The following is a 25,700-nucleotide window of genomic DNA, read 5'->3' as shown; positions in this document are numbered from 1 at the left end:
TCGATTGAGGGTGTCGCCGCCTTCCGATTCGCGCCCGTCGACCCCGCCGCGCCCTGGCGCTTCATCGCGCGGCCGCAGCGCCAAAGAACCGGGCGACAGTGCCCCCTCACGCCGATCGTCGTCATCCCGCCGCCCGGGCGGTTCCAGCAAAGCGCGGGTGCCGAGCGGGCCACAACTGTCCATCCGCATGACGGTGCTGGCCGTGGTCGCGGCCGGCGTGTTGTTGCCGGCGGCCGGGATGTGGTGGGCGAGCCCCTGGATTCGCGAGCACGCTGGCGCCTTGTTGGGGCTGGTGGCGGTGCAGCTGGCATTGGCCGCGGGCGGGCTGTCATGGGTACTGGACTGGCGGGTGCTTCAACCCCTGGCCCGGATCAAGCGGCACGCGAGCGCCATGGCGCAGCCGGATGCTCGCGGCGCGCCCCGCCTGAATGGCCTGCGGCCGGACGAGCTGGGGGAGCTGGGACGGCGCTTGAACCAGGCCCACGACCGGCTGGATGGTCTGCTGGCCGAGCTGGAAAACAGCAACGCCGAGCTGCACCGCATGGCCATGGTCGATCAGCTCACCGGGCTGCCGAACCGCCGCCTGTTCCTGGAGCTGTTCGACCACTCGCTCGCCGTGGCCAAGCGCTCGCAGCAGACGATGGCCCTGATGTTCATCGACCTGGATCGCTTCAAGCACATCAACGACACGCTCGGCCACCCTGCCGGTGACGAGTTGCTGCGCGCGCTCGGCCAGCGCCTGCGTCAAGCGATGCGCGGCTCCGATGTCGTCGGCAGGCTCTCGGGCGATGAGTTCGTTGCCCTGCTGCCCGATGTGAGTGGCGCCGAAGCCGTTGCGCAGGCCGCCTTGCGCATGATCCATGCGATCGAGCAGCCCGTGTCACTGGCGCACCCGCCGACGAAGATGCAGGTGTCGGCCAGCATCGGCATCGCCCAGTTCCCGGCGGATGGGGGCAGTTTCGACGAGCTGCTGCACCATGCCGACCAGGCGATGTACCGCGCCAAGGAAGCGGGCCGCGGCCGGCACGTGTTCTACCGGGAACCAGACCCCCAAGCCTCGGTGCCACCCGGCGGCGACGCCGAGCTGGCGCTGGCGCTGCAGCGTCATGAACTGCTGCTGCACTACCAGCCGGTATTCGACACACAGACGGGCAGGGCGATTGGCGCCGAAGCGCTGCTGCGCTGGCAACACCCCAGCCGCGGGCTGCTGGCGCCCGCGAGGTTCATTCACCGGGCCGAGGAATGCGGCCAGATCCATGCATTGGGTGAACACGCGCTGCGCAGTGCGTGCAAGCAGCTGGAAGCGTGGAAAGCGGCCGGCCTGCACGCGGGCAGCATCGCGGTGAACCTGAGCGCCGGCGAGTTCCGGCACGAGCGGTTGCCACGCGTGCTGGCACATGTGATGCAGGACCACCATCTGGCGGCCGGAGAGCTGGAGTTGGAGTTGTCCAGCCACACGATGATGAGCGACCCGGAGTTCACCCAGGCGCGCGTCGACGAGTTGCGCGAGCTGGGCATCTCGCTGGTGCTGGACGATGTCGGCTCCGCGATGGTGTCGCTGTCACGGCTGGGCCAGCTGCACCCGGCCAAGCTGAAGATTGATGCCGCGCTGGTCAGCCGGCTGCCGCAGGACAAGGACGCCTGCGCCACCGTGCACGCCATCGTCCAACTGGCGCGCAGCCTCGGCGTGGCGGTGGTGGCCTCCGGGGTGGAAACCGAGGCCCAGCGCGATGCGCTGACCCAAGCCGGCTGCCGGTGGCAGCAGGGCTTCTTTTTCGCGCGGCCGGCCCCGGCCAGCAACGAACCGCAGTGGACCACGTCCGCGGCGCCAGCGGCGTCAGCCAGCAGCGGCGATCAGCGAGCGCGCGCGGCAGCCAGCGCCAACAGCCGATCCAGGCCCCACTGAACCGTCGCCGAGCGCACGGCGGTCCGGTCGCCCGGCCACACGCGGTGCTCGGCATCCGTCAAGACACCCTGGCCGTCCACACGCCAGCCCCACCCCAGCCAGACGAGACCGACCGGCTTGCCAGGGGTGGCGCCGGTGGGGCCGGCGATGCCGGTGACAGACAGCGCCAGATCCGCCGCGCTGTGCTGCAACGCGCCCTGCGCCATCGCCCGGGCGGTCTCCTCGCTGACAGCGCCGTGGGCGGCGATCGTCGCAGGGGCCACGCCCAGCGCCTCGGATTTCGCGGCGTTGCTGTAGGTGACGAAACCCCGCTCGAACCAATCGCTGGAGCCGGGCAAGCTGGTGCATAAGGCCGCGATGAGGCCGCCTGTGCAGCTTTCCGCCGTCACGATCCGCAGCCCCTGCGCGCGAACGGCTTCGGCCAGCTTGGTCACCTGGCCCACCAGGGCGTCATCGTTCAAGAGCAAAGGCATGGCAACACCTCGGGTCAGCCGAACAGCACCCGCCAGAAGGCGAGCACGAGCAGGGTGCACAGCGCGGCCACCGCATCGTCGAGCAGGATGCCCAGCCCTTGCCGCCAGCCGGGCGGCTGGCCCGCAGCCGGCTTGAAGCATTGATCGGCCCACGCCACCGGCCCGGGCTTGACCGCGTCGAAAAACCGGAACACGCCAAACGCCACCAGCTGCGCCGTGAAGCTGGCCGGCGTCAGCAGCCACAAGATGGCCCAGAAGGCGAGCACCTCGTCCCAGACGACGGCGCTGGGATCGCTGGTCCCGAGCGCCTGCGCCGTGCGGGTGCAGGCCCACAGACCGACCAGGCTGCCCACGGCCAGCACCCCACCCCACGCCAGGGGTGGCACCCACAGGCTCAGCACCGTATAGGACAGCCACGCCCACAAGGTACCTGCCGTGCCCGGCGCCACCGGCGACAAGCCACTGCCGAAGCCCAGCGACAGGGCGTGCGCAGGGTGCGAGAACATCAGCCGCGCGCTGGCCCGGCGAGGTGGCGCGGCGCCGTTGTCGATGACCGGGCGCTCGCGGTCGCCCGCGGTGCGCTGAACGCTCACATGGGCGTCCTCGACGGGAAGGTTCTGCGGATCCATCACGACTTGAAATGGTCAAAGCCGGCGTAGGCCGACAGGTCGAGCGGTTCGCTGCCGTGCGTCTCGCAGAACACCCGCATGCCGATGGCGGCCGGCTCGATGCAGCCGATGCGGGTCACGGGCGTGCCACTGGCCAGCCCCGCCGCGCGCACCGCTTCGGCGGCCGACGGCGGCGCCGTGAACAGCAGTTCATAGTCGTCCCCCCCCGCGAGCAGGCATTCGCGCTGCAGCGCTTCGGGCATCGCGTCGAGCGCCGCACTGCGCGGCAAGGTCTCGAGCCACAAGGTGGCACCCACCCGCGAGCGGCGGCGGATGTGGGCCAGGTCTCCCAGCAGCCCATCGGAGAGATCGATCGCCGACGTGGCCACGCCGCGCAGGGCCTGGCCCAACGCGACCCGCGGTTGTGGTCGCTCCATCGCCTCGCGCACTGCCGTGAAGGCCTCGCCCGGCAACGCCGCGTGGCCGCGGAACACCTCCAGCGCGAGGCGCGCATCACCGAGGCAGCCGCTGACCCACACGTCATCACCGGGCATCGCACCGCTGCGCAACAGCGCCAGGCCTTCAGGCACCTCGCCGAAGACGGTGATCCCGATCGTCAGCGGCCCGGCGGTCGTATCGCCGCCCACCAACTCGATGTCGTGCTGCTCCGCCAGCGCCAACAAGCCGGCCGAGAAAGGCGCCAGGAAGGCGGCCTCGGCACGGGGCAGGCTCAGGCTGAGGGTGAATGCCAGGGGTTCGGCGCCGCAGGCCGCCAGATCGCTCAAATTGACCGCCAGGGCTTTGTGCCCCAACCGATCCGGCGCGACGGTGGACAGAAAGTGCCGGCCTTCGACCAGCAGATCGGTTGACACGGCCAGTTGCATGCCCGGGGTGGGCACCAGCAAAGCGCAGTCGTCTCCACCACCGAGTGCGGCGCGCCGCACCGGCGGTCGGAAATACTTGTCGATCAGGTCGAATTCACCAAGAGCCATCGCGCGATTGTCGGCGAGCGTGGGGCTCGGCAGGCAGCGTGGCCCAGGCCCCGCCCCGCGACTTTCAGCCCGCCGCGCCGCCCGGCTTGGCACCCGGCAGGGGATGCAGCAGATTGGCCAGCTCGACCGCCGACTTGACGTTCATCTTCTCAAACACCCGCGCCCGGTGGACTTCGACGGTTCGCACGCTGATATCGAGCGCATCGGCGATCAGCTTGTTCGGCCGCCCTTCGACCACCAGGTTCATCACCTCGCGCTCACGCTCGGTCAGCTCGGCCAGCGCTCGATCGATCTGGCGTTGGTCGGCCCGGCGGCCGAGGGCCGCCTCGCTGCGCACGAGCGCCTGCTCGATGCGATCGACCAGCGAGTTGTCGGAAAACGGCTTCTCGACGAAATCGAAGGCGCCGCGCTTGACCGCGGCCACCGCCGTGGGCACATCACCATGGCCCGTCAGGAAGATCACCGGCAGCACCTCGGTGAAGCCGCGCTCGACCAATTGATCGAACAGCGCCAGCCCCGACAGGCCGGGCATGCGCACATCGAGCAACAGGCACGACGGAGCGGTGGGCCAATCGGCCGGCGTCTTGCCCTGCAGAAAGGTCGCGAAGGCGTCGCCGCTCGGATGCCCTTCCGAGAGCAGCCGACGGGTTCGCAGCAGCCAGGCGAGCGCGTCGCGCACGACGTCCTCATCGTCGACGAGGTAGACCATCGGCAAGCCAAAACGGGAACTCAAGGAAGGGTTCATTCGGCGGACGGGTCGGCGGCCTGACGAGCGGGCTCGGGAACCGCAAGCGTAAACCGGAATTCGGTGCCGGAAGCACCGGGATGGCTGGCAGATGCCGTGACGAAATCCAGCGCGCCGCCATGCTGCTCGATCACCGTGCGGCACAGCGACAAGCCCAGGCCCATGCCCTCGGCCCGGGTGGTGAAGAAGGGCGTGAAGAGTTTGCCGGCCACGTCCGGCGGGATGCCGGGGCCCCGATCGATGACCGCGATGTGGACCCAGCGCGGATGCGGCTGGGTGACCCGCAGCGTGAGCACACGCTGCTCCAGCGGGGTGGCTTCGCCTTCCATCGCCTGGATCCCGTTGCGGGTGAGGTTGAGCAGCACCTGCTCGATCATGGTTCGGTCGGCCCACACGCGCGGCGCGGGCTTCGGACATTCCACCTCGATGCGGGTGCCGCTCTTGCGGGCTTGCAACCGCACCAGCGGGATGACCGCCTCGATCAGCAGATCGGCGCCGATCGCTTCGCGCGACCGCTCGCGCCGCCGTACGAAGGCGTGCACGCTCTTGATCACGCGACCGGCCCGTTCGGCCTGCTCGGCGATGCGCTCCAGGGCCTGTCGCAGCATCGTCACGTCAGGGTCCGCCGCGCTGGCCTGGGGAAGCGCATCACGCTGCGCATCGGCCAGCAGGTTCAGCGAGCCGGTGGCATAGCTGGCGATCGCCGCCAGCGGCTGGTTCAACTCATGGCTCAGCAGCGAAGCCATTTCGCCGACCGTGGCCAGGCGCGCCGTGGCCTGCAAGCGCTCTTGCTGCTGACGCGACAACTCTTCCATGCGTCGCGCGGCACTGACGTCCAGCACGGTGCTCATCCAGCCCGCATGGTGGCCGACACGGTCGAGCAAGGGCGCCTCGTAGATCATCACGGGGAAACGCTCGCCGTTGCGTCGCATGAACTGGGTTTCGAAGCCTTCCCGCTGGGCGGCCAGGTCGCGCCTCAGACTCAGGCGCTCGGCCTGCCGCCGGCGGTACTCGTCGATGTGCTCGGGCGGCCAGTAGGGCGGCGGGTCGCTGCCAATCAGCTCATGGGCCGCGAACCCGACCATGGCGCAGAAGGCCGGGTTGACATAGGTGATGCGGCCTCGAACGTCTCGCGCACGAAGGCCCGTCACCAGCGAGTCCTCCATCGCCCGGCGGAACGCCAACGCCTCGGCCAACGCGCTTTCTGCGACCGATCGGCGACGCACGTCACGCACCAGCAGCACCACCAGGCCGAATAGCAGCAGCGACAAGCCCACGACCAACGCCAGGGTGAGGTTCGGGATGAGACCGGGCCGCCCCTGCGCCGAGTCCGCCCGCAACTGCAGCGAGCTGCCGGGCAGGTCGACCAGACGTGTGGCCGTGAACACGCCCGCACCGCGATGCAGCCCGGCCCGGACCAGGCGGGTGCCATCGGCTTCGACCAGTGACAGCTCGTGGTCGCTCGCACCGGCGGCGTTGGCGGCATCTTCGAGCAGCTGGGCGAGCGTCAAGGTGACGACCATGTAGCCGCTGGGAAGGCCGTTGACGTCCAGCGGCAGGCACAGGTCGACCACCTCCAGGCCCAGCCCGCCACTTTGCGGCACGAAGTACGACCGAGAGAACTGCGGCGAGGCCACCCGGCGGGCGGTGGCGCAGGTCGACTGCATCTCGATTTCCAACTCGGCCCGCGGCATGGCGGCGAACACCGGCAGCCGGAATGGCGTCTCGACAGCGCCTTGCAGCTTCAGCTCGTTGTCGCGACGCTCCATGCGCAAGAACTCGCGCCGCTGGCGCATCATCTCGGTCGCGTCGTAGTGCCACTGCGCGATCGGCGGATCGTTCCAGGTGAGCGACTGGGCACTTTGCAGGCTGCGCTGGACCAGGCGCCGCATCTCACCGGCAGCAGCCACCGCCACCGCATCGACGTGGTCCTGCGCGCGGGACTCTTCATAGCTCAGCGTGAGTCCGACGAGCAGCGACTGGGCCACGAGCAGCAGCGCCACCAACGCCCCCCACAGCAACCAGCGCACGCCGCGCCGGGGGCGCGGCGGCTCGGTCGGCGGGCTGCGTTCGGCGGGCGGATTCATCGGCGCAGTATGGTGTTCGGGCCGGCGCGGCCCGTAAGCAGTTTCTCGCATGCCAGCGCCCCCGGGCTTGGCGACACTGCACCCGCGCAGCTGTCGAACCTGTCGAAGCACCCCGCCTACAATCCGCCCCCCCACGCAGCGCGAGGACCGTCCCCATGCCGACCTTTGAGGAAAAACGAGCCGAACTGCGCCGCGCCGCGCTGGAGTACCACGAGTTCCCGACCCCGGGCAAAGTGGCGATCAGCGCGACCAAGCAGTTGATCAACCAGCGCGATCTGGCGCTGGCTTACTCGCCTGGCGTGGCGGCGGCCTGCGAGGAGATCGTCGAAGATCCTGCCAACGCGTTCCGATTCACATCACGCGGCAACCTGGTGGCGGTCGTCACCAACGGCACCGCGGTGCTTGGGCTGGGCGACATCGGGCCTTTGGCCTCGAAGCCGGTGATGGAGGGCAAGGGTGTCCTGTTCAAGAAATTCGCCGGCATCGATGTGTTCGACATCGAGATCAACGAGAAAGACCCCGACAAGCTGGTCGAGGTGATCGCAGCGCTGGAGCCCACGTTCGGCGGCATCAACCTCGAAGACATCAAGGCGCCCGACTGCTTCTACGTCGAACGCAAGCTGCGCGAACGCCTGAAGATCCCCGTCTTCCATGACGATCAGCACGGCACCGCCATCGTCGTTGGCGCGGCCCTGCTCAATGGCCTGAAGGTGGTGGGCAAGTCCATCAAAGATGTCAAGCTGGTCGCCTCGGGCGCCGGCGCCGCGGCGCTGGCCTGCCTGAACCTGCTGGTCAAGCTGGGCCTGCCGAAGCAGAACATCTGGGTCACGGACCTGGCCGGCGTGGTGTACGAAGGCCGCACGGAGCTGATGGATCCCGACAAGGCCATCTTCGCCCAACCGACCGAGTTGCGAAAGCTGGGCGAAGTGATGGAAGGCGCCGATGTCTTCCTGGGCTTGTCGGCAGGCGGTGTGCTCAAGCCCGAGATGGTCAAGGCGATGGGCCCCAAGCCCTTGATTTTCGCGTTGGCCAACCCGACGCCGGAAATCATGCCGGAAGAGGTCAAGGCGGTGCGCGACGACGCGATCATGGCCACCGGCCGCACCGACTACCCGAACCAGGTCAACAACGTCCTGTGCTTCCCGTACATCTTCCGCGGCGCGCTCGATTGCAACGCGAAGACGATCAACGACGAGATGGAGATCGCCGCGGTCCACGCGATCGCCGAGCTGGCCCAGGCCGAGCAGAGCGATGTGGTGGCGACGGCCTACGCGGGCGCAACGCTGTCGTTCGGCCCCGAGTACCTGATCCCCAAGCCGTTCGACCCCCGGCTGATGATGCAGATTGCGCCGGCCGTGGCGGACGCGGCCCGGATGTCCGGCGTCGCGCAACGCCCCATCACGGACCTGCCGGCCTATCGCGACAAGCTGCAGAGCTTTGTCTACGCGTCCGGCACCCTCATGAAGCCGATCTTCGCGGTCGCGAAGAAGGCCCAGGCCAAGCGCGTGGCCTATGCCGAGGGTGAGGACCGCCGCGTTCTGTCGGCCGTGCAGGTGGTGGTCGACGAAGGCCTGGCCAAGCCCTGGCTGGTCGGCCGTCGCAGCGTGATCCAGGCTCGCATCGAGAAGATGGGCCTGCGCCTGAAGGAAGGGCGCGATTTCGAGCTCGTCAACATCGATGACGACCACCGCTACCGCGAGTACTGGCAGACCTACCACCAGATGATGGAGCGGCGCGGCGTCACCGAGCAGCTGGCCAAGATCGAGATGCGGCGGCGACTGACGCTGATCTCGAGCATGCTGCTGCACAAGGGCGAGGTCGACGGAATGATCTGCGGCACCTGGGGCACGACCGAACTGCACCTGCACCATGTCGGCGCGGTGATCGGCAAGCGCCCCGGGGTGAAGACATTCGCCTGCATGAACGGCCTGCTGCTGCCGGGCCGCCAGGTGTTCCTCGTCGACACGCATGTCAACTACGACCCGAGCGCCGAGCAGCTGTGCGAGATCACGGTGCTGGCGGCCGAAGAGATGCGCCGCTTCGGCATCCAGCCCAAGGCCGCTCTGCTGTCGCACTCGAATTTCGGCTCGAGCAACCACCCGTCGGCGGTGAAGATGCGCGAGACGCTGGCCATGGTGCAGCAAGCCGCTCCCTGGCTGGAAGTGGACGGCGAGATGCACGGCGACGCCGCCCTGGACGCCGCGTACCGCGCAGAGTTGATGCCGCGCAGCACGCTCAAGGGCGAGGCAAATCTGTTGGTGCTGCCGAACATCGACGCCGCCAACATCAGCTACAACCTGCTGAAGACGGCCTCCGGCGGCGGCATCGCCATTGGCCCGGTGCTGCTCGGCGCCGCCAAGCCGGTGCACATCCTGACGCCGTCAACCACCGTCCGCCGGATCGTCAACATGACCGCACTCACCGTGGCCGACGCCAACGCGGCACGCTGAAAGAGCTCATGACAAGCGCGTGAGACGCTTGATTTTTCTTAATTCTTCAAGAAGTTAGCGGACACTCACAGCCAAGGCCCCTGCCTCATTTTAGGGCAGTGGCCTTGTGGTTTTTTGGCCCATCGGGTACGATGCTTGTTTGAGTCTTCAGGGTAAACCCGTGGTGCGTCCTGGTTCACTGATGCTGGGCAGGTCCTTACGAGAGTGGGGTCTGGCCTTGGCAGCGGTGGCCGCCATAGGCAGCGTTGCGTGGATGGACCTCAGCGTTGCGGCGGGCAACAGCGACGGCGTTTCTCGCCCCGCTTCCCGTGCAGCGATCGGCACGGTGTCGCTTGCGGCCCTGCCGGCGGAGGCGCAGCAAACCGAGCGCTTGATCCGTGCCGGTGGCCCCTTCCCTCACGAGAAGGACGGCACCGTGTTCGGTAACCGAGAGCAACTGCTGCCGCGCGAGCCGCGAGGTTTTTACCGCGAATACACCGTGCGCACGCCAGGTTCGCGAGACCGAGGTGCCCGGCGCATTGTTTGCGGAGGTCGTCAACCTCGGGAACCTGAAGCCTGTTTTTATACCGAAGACCATTACGCGAGCTTCAAGCGGATCATGCCCTGACGGGAACGGCTGTTGAGCAAGCGGGTACGAACGACCGGATTTTTTGTTGAACAAGGAGGAACGAGACCATGCTCTTGCAGACCGTCCGTCCCAACATCGTGCAAGCGATACGCGCGTATCGGGTTGATGACCTGATGCGCTCGGCCCAGGAAGCGGGGCAGCATTTCTTGTATGCCAATTTGTCTGAGGCCCAGTCCAAGCAGGACGTCCTCGACGGCATCGCCACCTCCTTCCTGTTTCCGCAGCACTTCGGCAAGAACCTCGACGCGTTGTTCGACTGCATGACCGACCTGGTTCACAAGTCCGGCATCCAGCCGGGCTTCGTGGTGGTGCTGGAGCAGATCCCCGACAACACGCGCTTCGATCGCGAATCGCGCGAGCAGTTGCTCGACGTGTTCCGCGATGCCGCCGACTTCTGGGCGGAACGGAAAATACCCTTCAGGTGTTTCTATTCTTTTCAGTAGCCCGCTCCCAAGAAAACGGGTCATGGGAGCGGGCGGTGGAAACGGCCCCGAGCGAAACCAAGCCGGCTGCAAAGGTCAGCGCCAAGAACGGCATCAATCCCAACTTCGGGATGAACATGCCGATGATGTGCAGTGCGTTTGACACTGCCATGTGGCTGAATGCGGCTTGATGTTCAACGCAGCTTAGGCTGCGTCGCTTCACTCCACACAGCACAAAGGCCCGCCTCCCGGCGGGCCTTTGTGTTTTGGCGTCAGCCTTGCGCGTCGGTCAACGACGCCTCAGAAGCGCCCGACGCGATGATGACCTCAACCCAGCAGTGCGCGCGCCAGTGCCACGAACTCGGCCACCGGCACTTCCTCAGCCCGGCGTTGCAAGTCGAACTCGCCCTGGAAGCGTTGCTCTTCGAGCCACCGGCCCAGTGAATGGCGCAGCAGCTTGCGGCGCTGCGAGAAGGCCACGGCCATCATGGCCTCGAAGCGAGGCAGGTCGAGCGCCTCGAACTGCGGGCGCGGCGTCATCCGCACGATGGCGGAATCCACCTGCGGCGGCGGGTCGAACGATTCGGGCGGAACGTCGAACAGCGATTCGATGTCGTAGCGCCACTGGAGCATCACCGACAGGCGCCCGTAGGCCTTGCTGCCGGGCTCAGCCGCCATCCGATCGACCACTTCCTTTTGCAGCATGAAGTGTTGATCGACGACCCGGTGCGCCCAGGGCAGCAGATGAAACAGGATCGGCGTCGAGATGTTGTAGGGCAGGTTGCCCGCCACCTTCAGCACTGCACGCCCCGGGGCCTGCCCGCCCAATCGATCCGCCAGCGCGCCGAAATCAACCCGCAGCACGTCCGACTCGACCACGTCCAGTGCCGGGTTCTTGCGCAGCTTGGCGGCGAGATCCCGGTCCAGCTCCACCACCGTCAGTCGCTCGCAACGCGCGACGAGTGGCAGTGTCAGAGCGCCCAATCCTGGGCCGATCTCGACCACCGGCTCGCCTGGCCGCGGGTCAATGGCCCGCACGATGGCGTCGATGATCGCGCTGTCGGTCAGGAAATGCTGCCCGAAGCGCTTGCGCGCTTGATGCTTCACTGCTGCGGCGGCTCGCGCATTTCGATGTAGGCCCGCGAGCGCAGCTCCGAGACCCACTCGAGGTACGCGGGCTCGAACTTCTGCTCGCGCAACATGTTGCGGGCCTGCTCACGCAGTTCCTTCGGATCCACGGCCACCTGCCGACGCTCCATCACCTGGATCAGGTGCACGCCAAAGCGGGAGACGATGGGTGTCGAAATACCGCCCGGTGCGAGCTTGTTCATCGCCTCTTCGAACTCAGGCACGAAGTTGCCCGGCGCGGCCCAGCCCAGATCGCCACCACTGACCGAACTGCCGTCTTCCGAGTACTGGCGAGCCAGATCCTCGAAGCGCCGGCCGCCCGACAGGATCTGATCGCGGAACTCTGCCAGGCGGCGTTGAGCGGCGTCGGCCGACAACGCGGCCGACGGCCGCAACAGGATGTGGCGTGCGCGGGTCTGGGTCACCGAGGCCGCCGCCGGGTCGCTGCGTGACAGCAGCTTCAGCAGATGGAAACCCGCGCCGCTGCGCAGAGGCTCGCCCGTGACCGCACCCACTGCCAAGGGCTTGACCGCATCGACGAAAAGATCCGGCAGGCGGTCGGCCGGCTTGGCGCCGATCTCGCCACCCTTGTCCTTGTTCGCGTCTTCGGACACCGACTTGGCCACCAGCTCAAACGGTTCGCCGCCACGGATGCGGGCCAGCGCGGCCATGATCTTCTCGCGCCGCTGCGCCACCACCTCGGGCGCGGCCCCTTCGGGCACCGAGACCAGGATCTGCGCGATGTTCAGCTCGGCCGCACCGGCAGCCTGCGATTGACGCTGCGACAGCGCGTTGTCGATCTCGGCGTCGGTGATGCGGATGCGGTTGATCACCTCGCGCTCGCGCACGCGCTCGGCCATCATCTGATCGCGCAGATTCGACCGAAACCGCGTGTAGTCGATGCCTTCGGCCCTCAGGCGCTCTTGCAGCTTGTCAAGGCTCAATTTGTTGGCGGCCGCGACGTTGGCCACCGCGCGATCGAGCTCCGGGTCATCCACCTTCAATCCGCTGTCACGCGCGTAGGTGACGATCACCCGCTCTTCGATCAGCGCATTGAGCACCTGTTTGCGCAGTTCGTCTTCGGGCGGCAGCCGGGCGCCGGACCGCATCGCATCAACACGGATGCGGCTGACACGCTGCTCCACCTCGACCTGGGTGACCAACTCGTTGTTGACGATGGCGACGATGTAGTCAGCCGCCTTGGTCGCCGCCGCCGGCGCGGGCGACTGGGCCCAGGCGGCACCAGCGGCGAGCAAGCCGGCACAGAGAGTCAGGGCGGCGCGGATTCGAATCGATTCGGTCATGGGGAAGGCGTCTTGGGCGATGGCTCCGCGTCGTCGTCGCGCAGCAGCTGGTAACCGGGGATATTGTCCTTCAGGACTCTGAGGGGGTTGCTGCCCAGCCGGGACAGGCCGACCAGCTCCAGCTGCAGCATCCAGTGCGTGGTGGATGCGGCTTGGCCGGTCGAGGTTCGCTGGTAGACGAGGCGGCCGATCCAACACCCGGCGTCGTACTCGAAGCCGGCCAGTGCATCGGTCACACGGCTGTCTTGCATGCTGTAGTTGACCCGGCCGACACCGTACAGCGTGCCGCCGCAGGCGTTGCCTCCGGGTCGGCTTTCGCCCCGGTAGATGGGCCACTGCCAGCCCAGTTCAAACTGCTCGTTCAGACCGCGGGCGTAGCGGTATGTTCCCGACAGCGTATGAAACGGTTCAGGCTGGTAGCGCATCGCGACGATCGAGCGCATCGGCTTGTCGTTGGCCGCGCCGTACTGGACGCTGGCATCGAACAGCCAGCTTTGCCACAACGACCCGGAACCGAACAGCAGCAGATCGGACACGCGCCGATCACCGGGGACCGACTCTGGCGTCAGACGTTGGTCACGGAACAGGAAGCGCTGCGCCAGGCCCAGGCGCAGCCGCTCGACGCCGGTGTCGCGCTCTTGCCAGCGTGAGGTGGCTCCCACGGTGACCTGGTGCGAATCCACCACCCGGTCGATGCCAGAGAACGGGTTGTCGGCATAGATCGACACCGCGTTGAAATCGCTGACCGCCGTGTCGAACATCGGCAAGGTGGTCTGGTTCTTCCACGGCGTGTTGACGTAGTGGATGCGCGGCTCCAGCGTCTGGCGCAGGGCGCGACCGAACAGGTCGTCGTCACGGTCGAAGCGCAGGCCCGCATCGGCGCTCAAGGTCGGTATCGTGCGCGCCGCTTCCAATCGCCCGTCACTCATCGGTGTCTCGGTGCGGTAGCTGGCGGCGTTGAAGGACAGGCGCGGGTTGAACCAGCCCCAGCCCTCATCGACCGGCCGTGACAAGGCCCCGAGCGCATGCACCCGCGACCCATCCGGGCGCACGTCTCCGGCGGGCCGGTCGGCCAGCTCGAAGCGGTTGCCTTCCAGTTCCAGCTCCCAATGCAGGCCCAACCCGCCCTCGCTGATCGGCTCGCCGATCAAGCCGCGGGTGCGCACGCCAACCTGCGGTACGCGCTGGTAAGGCGGCAAGATGGCCTCGGTATCCTGCAACACCTGCCAGCCCTGCAGCCGGGTGTAGGTCTCCAGGCTCCAGCGATCGCCGAACTCGTAGCGCCCGGTGGCCTGGCCCGCCTGAGACAACAAACGACGGGTCTTGCTCGGCAACTGGTTGGCGAAATCCTTCCAGTAGTCATCGTCCGAGGCGCGCAGCACATCGGCGCCGTAGCGCCAATGCGTTCCGGCGCTGCCGTCGTGCTGCCATTCGTAGGCATGGCGTTCACGGTGCGCGAAGCGGTCGTAGGGCACGGTGTGCACCTCGGCGCGGCCACTGTCGGTCGCCTGCAGGTACCGGAACTCGGCATGCAGCCCCATCACGCCGCCGGTCGAGGCCCATGGCGCGGTGGTGAGGTCGTAGTTCGGCGCCAGGTTCCAGTAGTAAGGCACCACCATCGAGGCGCCAATGCGGCTGTCGATGTCGAATGTCGGCGGCAGCCAGCCAGACTTTCGGTCCTCGGTGGCCGGAAAACTCAGCACCGGCGCCGCGAGGATCGGCACCCCGAGGAACCGCAGCACCGCCCCGTAGGCGATGCCCTCGTTGTTCTCGAAATCAAGCTCGAGCTTGTCGGCGGACAGCAGCCAATCGGGCGTGCCGGTTCCATCGCGATTGCAGCTGCTGTAGTCGGCGCGGCGTGCCGACAAGCGCTTGTCGCCGACAAAATCGATGCGCCGCGCGCGCCCCCCCGCCCCGGTGCGCTCAAAGAAGTACTCGGGCTTCAGCACATAGCCTTCGCGGGTGCCAAGGTTCAATTCCGCCTCGGTGCCGTTGAAGCGATCGCCTTCGCGCCGCAGCTGAACATGCCCGGAGACGCGAGCCCACTGGGTCATTGCGTTGTAGCGCAACAGGTCGGCGCTCAGCGTCAGGTTGCCCTGGCGAAGCTCGACCTCACCTTCAGCCACCGTTTCCCGATCGAGCGTGCTGCTGACGGACCGGGCCGACAGCTCGGCAGGCAGACCTGGGTTCGACTGGGCCAACGCACCACCGCATGCGAGGGCGCAGGCGGACGCCACGGCGCTCCAGGCGACGGTACGGCAAGCAAGGATCGAGGCTCGGGAGCGATGAAGAGGCAGGCGCAACAAGCGGGGGCCACCAGGGAAGGGCGCTTCGGCGCAGCAACAGTCTGGCGGCGCGGGAGCAGGCGGGGGGCGTCTCTAGAATCGGGCCGGATTATCCATGGCCCGCTTGCACCGCTTGTGAACCGCTCGATTGAACCCACCGCTCCTGCCCCTTCCGCCCCAGTGCCCTGGGCCGATGCCGAGCGCCAATCCGCGTTTGACCGCTGGCTGGCGCCGTTGGCGTCGGCCCACGGTTGGCGGCCCGACACGCTGCGCATCGCGTCGGCCGACGCCAGCGCGCGACGCTACCTTCGTCTGGATGGCACCGGGCATCGAACCGCGATCGTGATGGATGCACCGCCCGCGCTGATCGACAGCCGGCCTTTCCTGGCCATGGCCGAACGCATCCGGGCCGCGGGCTTGCATGCTCCCGACATCCTGGCCGCGGATGCCACCCACGGCTTCGTGCTGATGACCGACCTGGGTGAGCGCCCATACCTGGACGCACTGCGCGAGGCCGATCCGCCTGAAGCGCAGCGGCTGATGCGCGACGCGGTGCGAGCCCTCGTGCATTGGCAAACCACGGTCGACGCCAGCACCCTGGCGCCTTACGACGAGGCCTTCCTGCGCAAGGAGCTGGCCCTGTTTCCTGAATGGTGCGTCGAGCGCGAACTCGGCATCACCTGGACGGAGGCCCAGCGCGCACGCTGGGAGAAAGTTTGCGACGCGCTGGTGGCCAGCGCCTTGGCGCAGCCGGTGGTGGCCGTCCACCGCGACTACATGCCCCGCAACCTGATGGTCGCCGACCCGAACCCCGGCATCCTGGACTTTCAGGATGCGTTGGCCGGCCCCATCAGCTACGACATCGCCTCGCTGCTGCGCGACGCCTTCATCTCATGGGACGAAGAGCGCGAGCTGGACTGGGCGGTTCGCTATTGGGAAACGGCGCGCAAAGCCGGCCTGCCGGTCGACGAGGACTTCGGCGAATTCTGGCGGCAGCTCGAATGGATGGGCCTGCAGCGGCACCTGAAGGTGATGGGCATCTTCTGCCGGCTGAAGCACCGGGATGGCAAGCCCCGATACCGGGACGATCTGCCGCGCTTTGTGGCCTATGCCACCAAGGTGGCGATGCGCTACCAGCCGCTGGCGCCGCTGTTGGCCCTGCTGGAGCCGATGCAAGAAGCGCAAAAACTCGCCACCGGCTACACCTTCTGAGCCGGCCGTTTCGGGTCAACACGCCGTTCGAACCGGGGTTCGGTCCTCAGCTGGCCCGCTCAGGTGGTCCGTTCAGGTGGACCGCTCACGTAGCCCGCTCAGGTGCGGGCGTCTCCTGCGCGGCCGCATCGGCCAGCGCCGCGGCCAGGCCCCCATCGGCGGCGGCGGCCACCGGGCAACTGCCGGACTGCGGCTCGCCAGTGCAATCGCCATTGGCCAGGCTGGTTTCGCAACCTGCGGCGGCGAGCCAGGGGTCGCGGTCTTCGCCGCCAAAGATCTCGATCAGAAAGTCCATCATCACCCGCGTGCGCGCAGGCACATGCTGGCGGGTGGGCATGCCGACCCACAAGGTCGCGCTGCGCAGGCGCCAGGCGGGCAGCACCCGCTCCAGGGCGTGCTCCATCAGCGCATCTTCCACGACGAATGACGGCAAGCCCGCGATACCGAGGCCTGCGAGCGCCGCGGCGTAGTTGGTGTCGGTGTTCAGCGTGCTGAGAACGCCGCGCTTGGGCATGGCGTGGAACGTTTCGCCACCAGCCCCCTCATCACCCAGGCGCCCGCGATGGAAGGTGACGCCCCGCTGCAGATCGGACAGCGGCGGGATCAGCACGTCGTGGTCGGCCAGTTCACGGGGGTGTTTCGGGCGACCGCGACGGTCCAAGTACTCGGGCGACGCCACCGTGACGACTTCCGACCGGGCGAGCCGCCGGGCGATGAAATTGCCATCCAACGGCCCGCGCAATGCCATCACCGTCAGATCGAAGCTCTCATCGACCGTCTCGACGGCCCCGGTGGCCACGATCTCGACCGACACCAGGGGATAGCGGGCATGGAAACGCGGCAGGTGCTTGGCCAGCTGGTGCACCGCCACCGCGGGGGGCATCAACAAGCGGACGGGCCCGCGCGGCTCGGCCACGGAGGCCTGGGCCAAGGCCTCGGCTTCGTCGACATCGGCGAGGATGCGCCGCACCCGTTCCAGGTAGTTTTCGCCGACCTCGGTCAGCGAGGTGCGTCGGGTGGTGCGGTTCATCAACCGTGCCCCGAGGTGCTCCTCGAGCTCAGCCACCAGGCGGGTGACCACCGCCGGGGCCAGATCCAGGGCGCGGGCGGCGCCCGCGAAGCTGCCTTCATCGACGACGCGGGCGAACACCCGCATGGCGCGCAGGGAATCCATGCCCCATTATTGCGCCACGAGAGATTTTTGTGGGGCGAAGCGGCCTTTTATTCCGCGAATGCGAAGCTGAGACCTCGCGGCGCGTCGCTCAGGCGCTGAGGCACTCCTTCATGAAGGCCTTTCGCTCGTCGCCCTTCTTGCCCTTGGCCTGCTCGTTGCAGGTCTTCATCTTGTCGGTCTGCGAAGCCTTCTTCGCGCTGAGGCACTCTTTCATGAAGGCCTTGCGCTCATCGCCGGTCTTGCCGGCGGCTTCGGCGTTGCACCGGCCCATCTTTTCTTGCTGCGCCGTCTTGGCCGGCGCCGAAGCGGCTTCGGGAGCCGACGCTGCCTGAGCCCAGCTGCCCGTCGAAACGGCCACCAGGGCCAAGCTGATGAGAATCTGTTTCATCGGTCTTCCTCTCTCGGACGAAGGCGTCCATTCACATGATCTTGCGTGGGTGGGCCAGCGCCTCGTGGGCGGCATGCAGCCGACGCACCAGCACCTTGATGAAGGCCGCGTCGAACCGATGCCGGGTATCGGGGCTCAGCTGCGCCAAACTCTCAGGATTGAACGACACGGTGGTGCAGGGCTCGGACACGATCACATCGGTGGCGTGCTTGCGCAGATCGGGGCTGGGCGCGAGATAGGCCATTTCGCCCACGGACGTGCCAGCGCCCAGGCGGGCCACGCGCTCGCCATCGCGGTGGACCTCGACCTCACCTTGGGCGATGCAGTAGAACTGCTTGCCCTCCTGGCCGCGTTTGAAAATCTTGTGCCCGAACGGGAACCGCTGCCAGCGCGCCCGGTGCACGACCTCCCACAGCTCGACATCGCCGAAGCCCGAGAAGAACTCCATGTCGCGCAGCAGGTTGAAGCGCTCGGAGTCCAGCACGCGCTGCAACTGCCCGCGTGGCACCTCATGGTTCGTGATCAGCGTGGACAAGGAATGCGCGAACTCGTCCCAGTCCTTGGGCCGATCGGCCGGCGACTTCGCCAACGCGCCGCGTATCGTCCGGTCCAGCGCCGCGCTGACGCCTTCACGCAGGCCGGTCAGCGGCTCGGCTTCGGCGTGGCAGATCATGTTGAGCAACGCGCCGTGGCTCTCGGCCTCGAAGGGCGGTCGGCCGGCGATCATGTGGTACAGCACGGCGGCAAGCGAGTAGATGTCGGCACGCCCATCGAGCGTGGTCGAGCCTTCGAGTTGCTCGGGCGACATGTAGGCCAGCGAGCCGACTCGGTGGATCTGCGTGCGATCGGCGCCGAGGTTCAGCACGCTGCCGAAATCGGTGAGCTTGATATCGAGCACCTCGGGCCCGTCGGTCACCGCCAGGATGTTCGCGGGCTTCACATCACGGTGGATCAGGCCCTGACGGTAGACGTAGCCCAGCGCCATGGCGCACTTGAAGCCGATTTCCACCACCTGCTCCAAGGGCAGCAACCGGTCTTGCTGGCAAAAGCTGCGCAGCGTCGCACCCGGCACGTACTCCATCACCAGGTAAGGCGACACGGGGTCGTCCACCGCATCGTGGATCTGCACGACGTTGGGGTGGTTCAACCGCCCGACGAGCGCCGCCTCGGCGGCAAAAAAGTGTGACGAGAAGTGCACGTCGGCTTCCGACCGGCCCGCCCCCGCCCGCACGCGCTTGATGGCGACCTGCCGCTCATGGAAATCGTCGTAGGCGAGATACACCTCGCTGGTGGCCCCCTCACCCAGCTTGCGCAGCACCCGGTACTTGCCGATGGTGGGCGGATCGTCGGGATCCAGCCGGGCCATGGCCACCGTGGCCTGCCCTCGCGATCGAGATCGCGACGAGGTCGCGCTCGTCGCTGAAGTGGACGTGGAAGTCGACGTTGATGTCGAGCGGGAAGATGACGCCACGTTGCTGGGGACTCACCTGGCCGGAAACGGCCCATTGCGCCAAGCGAAATCGCCCGGCATCGGCCAGGGTAACAGGCCAGACCGCCGACGCGCAACCGGCGCGGCCCGCCATCCCCCCCAAGGCGCAGCAGGCGCCACTTAGAATTCCCGCATCATGATCCAAGCCAAGGCAGAGCTGCAGCTCGCGCTGGCTCGCGCCGTGGCGCAGCTGGCCCCCGACCTTTCCATCACCCCGGCCTTCGAATCGCCGAAGCAGGCCGCTCACGGCGACCTCGCCATCACGGTGGCGATGCAACTGGCCAAGCCGCTGAAGTCGAACCCTCGCGCCGTCGCCGAGCAATTGGTGGCCGCGCTGAACGCGCAGCCCGAGGTTCAACGCTGGGTCGCAGCGCTCGAAATCGCCGGCCCGGGCTTCATCAACCTGCGTCTCGCGCCCGCCGCCAAGCAGGCGATCGTCAGTGAAGTGCGTGCCGCGGCTGAATCCTTCGGTCGCCAGCCCGCGCACGGCGGAAAGCTGATGGTCGAATTCGTGTCCGCCAACCCAACAGGGCCCCTGCACCTGGGCCACGCCCGTCAAGGCGCGCTGGGTGACAGCCTGTGTCACCTGTTCGAGTCGCAGGGTTACGACGTCACCCGCGAGTTTTATTACAACGACGCGGGCGTTCAGATCGCCACACTGGCCAACTCGGTGCAGTGCCGCATCCGCGGTCTGAAGCCCGGCGACGCCGGCTGGCCCGAGGCCGCCTACAACGGCGACTACATCGCCGACATCGCCGCCGACTTCATGACCAAGAAGACGGTGAAGGCGGACGACCGCGAGTTCACCGCCTCCGGCGATCCTGAAGACCTCGAAAGCATCCGCGGCTTTGCCGTGGCCTACCTGCGCCATGAGCAGGATCTGGATCTGCAGGCCTTCGGCGTCGAGTTCGACAACTACTTCCTCGAATCCAGCCTGTATTCAAGCGGCCGGGTCGACGACACGGTGGAGCGTCTGCGCCAGTCGGGCAAGGCCTACGAGCTAGAAGGTGCACTCTGGCTGCGCACCACCGATTACGGTGACGACAAGGACCGCGTGATGCGCAAGTCCGACGGCACCTACACCTATTTCCTGCCCGATGTGGCCTACCACCTGAACAAGTGGGAGCGCGGCTTCACCAAGGTGATCAATGTGCAGGGCACCGACCACCACGGCACGATCGCGCGGGTGCGCGGCGGCATCCAGGCGGCCGGTATGGGCGTGCCCCCGGGCTACCCCGACTACGTGCTGCACAAGATGGTCACGGTGATGAAGGGCGGCGAGGAGGTGAAGATCTCCAAGCGCGCCGGCAGCTACGTGACGCTGCGTGACCTGATCGACTGGACGAGCCGCGACGCGGTGCGCTTCTTCCTGATCAGCCGCAAGGCCGACACCGAGTTCACCTTCGATGTCGACCTGGCGCTGAAGCAGAACGACGAGAACCCGGTGTTCTATGTGCAGTACGCGCACGCGCGGATCTGCTCGGTGCTCACCAAGGCGGAAGAGCAGGGTCACGATGCAGCGTCGATCGCTGGCGCCGACCTGTCCTTGCTGACGGCGCCCACCGAATTCGCCCTGATGCTCAAGCTGGCCGACTACCCCGGCATGCTGGCGAGTGCGGCGCGCGACCTGGCGCCGCACGACGTGGCCTTCTACCTGCGCGACCTGGCATCGGCGTACCACAGCTACTATGCCGCCGAGCGCTTCCTGGTCGAAGATGCCGCCTTGGCGCGCGCGCGCCTGGCATTGCTGGATGCGACGCGACAAGTGCTCCGCAACGCGCTGGCGCTGCTGGGCGTCAGCGCACCGGCCCAGATGGGGCGCGACTCATCCGCTGTGGAGACTGAATGACTGTGCAATTCGCAGGCGCGGCCGCCCGTCGGCGCGCCGGACCCACGCCTCAGCGAGGCGGATTTGCGGTGGGCCTGATCGTCGGCCTGTTGATCGGCCTGGCTCTGGCACTTGGCGTGGCGTTGTACATCGCCAAGGTGCCGTCGCCGTTCCACGACAAGGTGCCGCATCGGACGCCCGAACAAGAGGCGGCCGAGGCGGAGAAGATGCGCAACTGGGATCCCAACGCGAGTCTCGCCGGGAAACCCAGCCCGATCCCGGCCAAGCCCAGCGCCACCCCCGCCTCCGCTCCGCCGGCCCCGGTGGCCCTGCCGGGCAGCGATGGCAAACCGGTGCGCCCGGCGCCAGCCACGGCGCCTCAGTCGCACCGCGACGCCGCCGCCATCCTGGCGGGCGAGCCGGTGCCGTCGTCGGCGCCCAAGATCCCGAAGCCGGGTGGCGAGCAGTTCGTCTACTTTGTGCAAGTCGGTGCCTACTCCAGCGGCGACGACGCCGAGCAGCAGCGCGCCAAGCTCGCACTGCAGGGCTTCGGCGCCAAGGTTTCCGAGCGCGAGCAAGGCGGCCGCACCATCCACCGCGTCCGCCTGGGGCCTTTCGACAGCCAGTCCGAAGCCGCTTCGACGCAAGAACGCTTGAAATCCACCGGTGTCGATTCGGCGCTCGTCCGCCAGGAGCGCAACTGAAACGTTGCTGGATGACGGAACTGAATCGCGGGAAGTGGCCTCCACGTCCCATCCCTTGTCCCGAACTGCCCTGACTGCTTGAGGATCTTCGTGAAGCAACCAACGATCAACCGGCGCCACTTCAATTCACTCGGCCTGCTCGGCCTGACCGCTGGCGTCGGCCTCGGCACATCGGCCCAGGCCCAAGGTGGCCCGGTGGAAGGCCAGCACTATCAAAAACTGGCTCAGCAGGTGCCGGTGGCGGCGAGCGGCAAGATCGACGTCGTCGAATTCTTCTGGTACGGCTGCCCGCACTGCTACGCGCTGGAGCCTTTTGTCGAGCAATGGAGCTCGAAGGTGGCGGGCGACATCAACTTCCGCCGCGTACCGGTGGGCTTCGGCCCGCAGCACGAGTTCCACCAAAAGGTCTTCTACACACTCGAAGCGCTGGGCCAACTGGGCGCGCTGCACCGCAAGTTCTTCGACAGCATCCACAAGGACCACAAGCGCATGAACACCGAAGGCGAAGTCGTCGCCTTCGCCACCGCGAACGGTCTGGACGGTGCCAAGTTCGCCGAGACGATGAAGTCGTTCACGGTGATCGGCAAAGTGCGCCAGGCCAAGCAACTGGCCGATGCCTACCATGTGGACGGCGTGCCCACCATCGGCGTGCAAGGGCGCTTCACCACCTCGGCCTCGATGGCCGGCGGTGCCGAACAGACCTTCCGGGTGGTGGATTTCCTGGTCGACAAGGCACGCAAGCCCGCTTGAGCCACCACCGCCGCATCGCCGCGCGCCCGTGAAGCCGCGGCGATGTTCTGCAGCCTGACCACACGCGCGGCAGGGCTCTTTTTCTTTACTTTGCCGCTGGCCTTTTCACCGCGGCATCCCGGGCGCAGGGGCTAGAATGACCTGCAAGTTTCATGCCGCACCCATGCGCCCGATGACCCCTCCTCGCAACCCCTGGCCCCACGCACTGGCCGTGGCCGTGTGCATGGCTGCGGCCTGGGGCACGCCTGCGCACGCCGAGAAGGCCGATCGCGGCAAGCCGCTGGAGGTGGAAAGCGATGGTTCGCAGCCGGCCACCGTCGACCTGAAAACCAAGATCACGACGATCAGCGGACACGTGGTGGTGAGCCAAGGCACGCTGCAGATCAAGGCCGGCCGCATTGAAGTGCGCGAGAGCGCGCCCGGCCGGTACGTGGCCAACGCCGCGGGCACCCCGGGTCAGCAGGCCAGCTTCAGGCAAAAGCGTGATCGGCTGGACGAGATCGTCGAGGCCGAGGCCGATCGGGTCGAATACGACGGGGCGGCGGAAAAGGTGCGGTTCGTCGGCAATGCCAAGCTGCGCGTCGTACGACCACAAGGCCCGCCTGACGAGGCCAACGCCGCCGTGATCTCCTACGACCAGCGCAGCGACACGATCGTGTTCGAAGGTGGCGCGACCTCGGCCCAGGGCGAGGGTACGGGCAAGGTTCGAATGGTGTTCACCCCCCGCAATGCCGACCCGGCGGCCTCGGAGCCCGGCAAGTGAGCCCTTCCGCCGCAGCGCAGCTGGCCGGCATGGCCGCCAGTACAGCGCCACAGAGCCGACTTGAAGCCACCGGGCTGCGCAAGAGCTATGGCGCGCGGACCGTTGTCAAGGAAGTGCATCTGGCGGTGGGCGCTGGCGAGGTGGTCGGGCTGCTGGGCCCCAACGGCGCCGGCAAGACGACCACCTTCTACATGGTGGTCGGATTGGTGCGGTGCGATGCCGGCTCGATCCGCATCGATGGCGTGGCCGTCGAGCGCAAGCCGATCCACCAGCGGTCGCGCCTGGGTCTGAGCTACCTGCCGCAGGAAGCGTCGATCTTTCGCAAGCTCACCGTCGAAGAGAACATTCGGGCCGTGCTGGAGCTGCAGCTGGACGGGCACGGCAAGCCGTTGGCCACCAGCGACATCAACCGGCTGCTGGACGGGTTGCTGCACGATCTGAGCCTGACCGGCTTGCGCGAATCACCCGCCCCGGCGCTGTCGGGGGGTGAACGCCGGCGCGTCGAGATTGCCCGGGCCCTGGCCACCCAGCCGCGCTTCATCCTGCTGGACGAGCCCTTCGCCGGCGTCGACCCGATTGCCGTGATCGAGATCCAGCGCATCATCGGCTTCCTGAAGGCGCGCGGCATCGGTGTGCTGATCACCGATCACAACGTCCGGGAAACGCTGGGCATCTGCGATCGCGCCTACATCATCAGCGAAGGCAGTGTGCTGGCCGAAGGCACCCCCGATCACATCATCGAGAACCCGGACGTGCGCCGGGTCTACCTCGGCGAACACTTCAAGATGTAGGGCCGGACGGCATGAAACCGACCCTGCAAGTTCGCCTCTCGCAGCATTTGGCGCTGACGCCCCAGCTGCAGCAATCGATCCGGTTGTTGCAGCTGTCGACGCTGGAGTTGCACCAGGAAGTCGAGCAGATGCTCGAACAGAACCCCTTCCTGGAGCCCGAAGAAGACGCCACGCCGTTCGACTACAACGCGGCCGACAAGGGCAGCAGCACCCAGCGCGAAGAGCAGGATGCGCCGGGCACCAGCGTCGGTGAAGGAGGCGATGAGCCCGCCGGCATGGACACGGCCGAGTTCGGCACCACCGAGCGCGACGACTGGGAGAACGGCACCGAGCGCGACGACTTCGATGGCATTCGCGAGCTGCCGTCGGCCAGTGCCGCAGGCAGCGGCATCGACGAAGACGGGCTGGACGCCCAGGACCGAAACACCTCCGCCCCCACGCTGCAAGACCACCTGCGCACTCAGCTCGCGGGCATGCGGCTGTCGGCCGCCGACGCCGCCGCCGTTCATGTGCTGATCGAGTCGCTGGACGATGACGGCTATCTGGACGGCACGCTGGAAGACATCGCCGAACGTTTGGCGGAAGCGCTGGGGCTGGTCGGTGCCGAAGAGCGCGAAGACCTGCTCGATCAATTGCGCTGCGGCCTGAAGTGGCTGCAAAGCATGGAGCCGGCCGGTGTCGGCGCCGCCAACCTGGGTGATTGCCTGGCCCTGCAACTGCGGGACACGCCGCCGTGCGCGGCGCGTGAGTGCGCGCTGGCCATCTGCCGCCAGCACCTCGAACTGCTCGCCAAGCGCGACCTGAAGAAGCTGGCCGCCGCGACCAGCAGCGACGAGGCCACCGTCAAAGCGGCCCAAGCCCTGATCGTCGCCTGCGAGCCCAAGCCCGCACGCCCGTTCGCGCGGGCCGAGAACCTGATCGTGGTGCCGGACGTGATCGTTCTGAAGTCCGGCCGCAACTGGAAGGCCACGCTGAACCCGGATGTGATGCCCAAGTTGCGGGTGTCTGACGTCTACGCCCAGGCGGTGCGCGGCCAGCGCGGCGGCACGGCCAACGGCCACGCCGGGCTGTCGGCGCGGCTGCAAGAGGCGCGTTGGTTCATTCGCAACATCCAGCAGCGCTTCGACACCATCCTGCGTGTCAGCCAAGCCATCGTCGAGCGACAGAAGAATTTCTTCACCCACGGCGAGATTGCGATGAAGCCGCTGGTGCTGCGAGAAATCGCCGACGAGCTGGGGCTTCACGAATCCACCATCTCACGCGTGACCACCGCCAAGTACATGGCCACGCCCTTCGGGACCTTCGAGCTGAAGTACTTCTTCGGTTCGTCGTTGAACACCGATGCCGGCGGCAATGCATCGTCCACGGCCGTGCGGGCGCTGATCAAACAGTTTGTGGCGGCTGAAAACACGTCCAAACCGCTGTCCGACAGCCAGATCGCCGACATGCTCGAAGAGCAGGGCATTCAGGTGGCTCGCCGCACGGTGGCCAAGTACCGCGAGGCGCTGAAGATCGCGCCCGCCAACCTTCGAAAGGCGCTGTGAGCGACGCAGCCCCCGCACCCCGGCGCGTG

At 67.2% G+C, this 25,700-nt stretch carries 22 protein-coding genes; 11 read left to right on the top strand and 11 right to left on the bottom strand.

Going from position 1 to position 25,700, the window contains the following annotated elements; translation table 11 throughout:
• Positions 1–187: 187 nt before the first annotated feature.
• A complete protein-coding gene (locus AACH06_RS06195; RefSeq protein ID WP_341424778.1) occupies positions 188–1,906 on the top strand; it encodes a putative bifunctional diguanylate cyclase/phosphodiesterase in 1,719 nt (572 codons plus the stop codon).
• Here the strand turns inward: AACH06_RS06195 and AACH06_RS06190 are convergent.
• The 5 genes from AACH06_RS06190 to AACH06_RS06170 all read right to left on the bottom strand — a co-directional run bounded on the left by AACH06_RS06190 (position 1,855) and on the right by AACH06_RS06170 (position 6,811).
• Positions 1,855–2,379, bottom strand: coding sequence for a CinA family protein (locus tag AACH06_RS06190; protein WP_341424777.1), 525 nt, complete (start codon positions 2,377–2,379; stop codon positions 1,855–1,857). The genes AACH06_RS06195 and AACH06_RS06190 overlap by 52 nt on opposite strands.
• A 14-nt stretch (positions 2,380–2,393) precedes the next feature.
• Positions 2,394–2,885, bottom strand: coding sequence for a phosphatidylglycerophosphatase A family protein (locus tag AACH06_RS06185; protein ID WP_341425113.1), 492 nt, complete (start codon positions 2,883–2,885; stop codon positions 2,394–2,396).
• Positions 2,886–3,007: 122 nt separating this feature from the next.
• Positions 3,008–3,979, bottom strand: a complete 972-nt coding sequence (gene thiL / locus AACH06_RS06180) for a thiamine-phosphate kinase (protein ID WP_341424775.1) — start codon at positions 3,977–3,979, stop codon at positions 3,008–3,010.
• Between the two features lie 64 nt (positions 3,980–4,043).
• The gene (locus tag AACH06_RS06175) at positions 4,044–4,688 is read right to left on the bottom strand and encodes a response regulator transcription factor (RefSeq protein ID WP_341425112.1); all 645 of its coding nucleotides are present in this window, start codon (positions 4,686–4,688) and stop codon (positions 4,044–4,046) included.
• A gap of 32 nt (positions 4,689–4,720) precedes the next feature.
• A complete protein-coding gene (locus tag AACH06_RS06170; RefSeq protein ID WP_341424773.1) occupies positions 4,721–6,811 on the bottom strand; it encodes a two-component system sensor histidine kinase NtrB in 2,091 nt (696 codons plus the stop codon).
• 155 nt (positions 6,812–6,966) lie between these two features.
• Between AACH06_RS06170 and AACH06_RS06165 the strand changes: the two genes are divergently transcribed.
• The 3 genes from AACH06_RS06165 (at position 6,967) to AACH06_RS06155 (ending at position 10,332) form a co-directional block, all read left to right on the top strand.
• Entirely contained in the window at positions 6,967–9,261 is a 2,295-nt protein-coding gene (locus AACH06_RS06165) for an NADP-dependent malic enzyme (RefSeq protein WP_341424772.1), read from the top strand.
• 253 nt (positions 9,262–9,514) lie between these two features.
• Positions 9,515–9,868, top strand: a complete 354-nt coding sequence (locus tag AACH06_RS06160; protein ID WP_341424771.1) for a guanyl-specific ribonuclease — start codon at positions 9,515–9,517, stop codon at positions 9,866–9,868.
• Positions 9,869–9,936: 68 nt separating this feature from the next.
• Complete coding sequence (locus AACH06_RS06155; RefSeq protein WP_341424770.1) at positions 9,937–10,332, top strand: barstar family protein; 396 nt, start codon at positions 9,937–9,939, stop codon at positions 10,330–10,332.
• A 306-nt stretch (positions 10,333–10,638) separates the two neighbouring features.
• Here the strand turns inward: AACH06_RS06155 and rsmA are convergent, their stop codons facing one another.
• The 3 genes from rsmA to AACH06_RS06140 are packed head-to-tail and all read right to left on the bottom strand — an operon-like array spanning position 10,639 to position 14,944.
• Positions 10,639–11,418 carry a 16S rRNA (adenine(1518)-N(6)/adenine(1519)-N(6))-dimethyltransferase RsmA gene (gene rsmA / locus AACH06_RS06150; protein WP_341424769.1) on the bottom strand — a complete coding sequence of 260 codons (780 nt, stop codon included), beginning with the start codon at positions 11,416–11,418 and terminating at the stop codon, positions 10,639–10,641.
• Positions 11,415–12,743: a peptidylprolyl isomerase gene (locus AACH06_RS06145; protein WP_341424768.1), complete on the bottom strand. Its 1,329-nt coding sequence runs from the start codon at positions 12,741–12,743 to the stop codon at positions 11,415–11,417. The genes rsmA and AACH06_RS06145 overlap by 4 nt, the downstream gene beginning before the upstream one ends.
• Positions 12,740–14,944: an LPS-assembly protein LptD gene (locus tag AACH06_RS06140; RefSeq protein ID WP_341424767.1), complete on the bottom strand. Its 2,205-nt coding sequence runs from the start codon at positions 14,942–14,944 to the stop codon at positions 12,740–12,742. Before AACH06_RS06140 ends, AACH06_RS06145 begins: the two co-directional genes overlap by 4 nt.
• A 264-nt stretch (positions 14,945–15,208) precedes the next feature.
• Here AACH06_RS06140 and AACH06_RS06135 point away from each other — a divergent pair, with 264 nt between their 5' ends.
• The gene (locus AACH06_RS06135) at positions 15,209–16,240 is read left to right on the top strand and encodes an aminoglycoside phosphotransferase family protein (RefSeq protein ID WP_341424766.1); all 1,032 of its coding nucleotides are present in this window, start codon (positions 15,209–15,211) and stop codon (positions 16,238–16,240) included.
• An 85-nt stretch (positions 16,241–16,325) separates the two neighbouring features.
• Here the strand turns inward: AACH06_RS06135 and AACH06_RS06130 are convergent, their stop codons facing one another.
• The 3 genes from AACH06_RS06130 to AACH06_RS06120 all read right to left on the bottom strand — a co-directional run bounded on the left by AACH06_RS06130 (position 16,326) and on the right by AACH06_RS06120 (position 19,168).
• Complete coding sequence (locus AACH06_RS06130; RefSeq protein ID WP_341424765.1) at positions 16,326–17,414, bottom strand: LysR family transcriptional regulator; 1,089 nt, start codon at positions 17,412–17,414, stop codon at positions 16,326–16,328.
• 88 nt (positions 17,415–17,502) lie between these two features.
• Complete coding sequence (locus tag AACH06_RS06125) at positions 17,503–17,802, bottom strand: PsiF family protein (protein WP_341424764.1); 300 nt, start codon at positions 17,800–17,802, stop codon at positions 17,503–17,505.
• A gap of 31 nt (positions 17,803–17,833) precedes the next feature.
• The gene (locus AACH06_RS06120; protein ID WP_341425111.1) at positions 17,834–19,168 is read right to left on the bottom strand and encodes a serine/threonine-protein kinase; all 1,335 of its coding nucleotides are present in this window, start codon (positions 19,166–19,168) and stop codon (positions 17,834–17,836) included.
• A 259-nt stretch (positions 19,169–19,427) separates the two neighbouring features.
• Between AACH06_RS06120 and argS the strand changes: the two genes are divergently transcribed.
• The 6 genes from argS to AACH06_RS06090 all read left to right on the top strand — a co-directional run bounded on the left by argS (position 19,428) and on the right by AACH06_RS06090 (position 25,671).
• The gene (gene argS / locus AACH06_RS06115) at positions 19,428–21,140 is read left to right on the top strand and encodes an arginine--tRNA ligase (RefSeq protein ID WP_341424763.1); all 1,713 of its coding nucleotides are present in this window, start codon (positions 19,428–19,430) and stop codon (positions 21,138–21,140) included.
• Positions 21,137–21,823: an SPOR domain-containing protein gene (locus tag AACH06_RS06110; RefSeq protein WP_341424762.1), complete on the top strand. Its 687-nt coding sequence runs from the start codon at positions 21,137–21,139 to the stop codon at positions 21,821–21,823. The genes argS and AACH06_RS06110 overlap by 4 nt, the downstream gene beginning before the upstream one ends.
• Positions 21,824–21,913: 90 nt before the next feature.
• Positions 21,914–22,573, top strand: a complete 660-nt coding sequence (locus AACH06_RS06105; protein WP_341424761.1) for a thiol:disulfide interchange protein DsbA/DsbL — start codon at positions 21,914–21,916, stop codon at positions 22,571–22,573.
• A gap of 172 nt (positions 22,574–22,745) precedes the next feature.
• Positions 22,746–23,336, top strand: coding sequence for a lipopolysaccharide transport periplasmic protein LptA (lptA, locus tag AACH06_RS06100; RefSeq protein WP_341424759.1), 591 nt, complete (start codon positions 22,746–22,748; stop codon positions 23,334–23,336).
• 29 nt (positions 23,337–23,365) lie between these two features.
• Positions 23,366–24,127, top strand: a complete 762-nt coding sequence (lptB, locus tag AACH06_RS06095; RefSeq protein ID WP_341425110.1) for an LPS export ABC transporter ATP-binding protein — start codon at positions 23,366–23,368, stop codon at positions 24,125–24,127.
• Positions 24,128–24,138: 11 nt separating this feature from the next.
• A complete protein-coding gene (locus AACH06_RS06090; protein WP_341424758.1) occupies positions 24,139–25,671 on the top strand; it encodes an RNA polymerase factor sigma-54 in 1,533 nt (510 codons plus the stop codon).
• Positions 25,672–25,700: the final 29 nt, after the last annotated feature.

The sequence above is a fragment of the Ideonella lacteola genome (assembly GCF_038066555.1).
Classification (GTDB): domain Bacteria; phylum Pseudomonadota; class Gammaproteobacteria; order Burkholderiales; family Burkholderiaceae_C; genus Ideonella; species Ideonella lacteola.
This window is presented reverse-complemented; position numbering and strand designations above follow the sequence as displayed.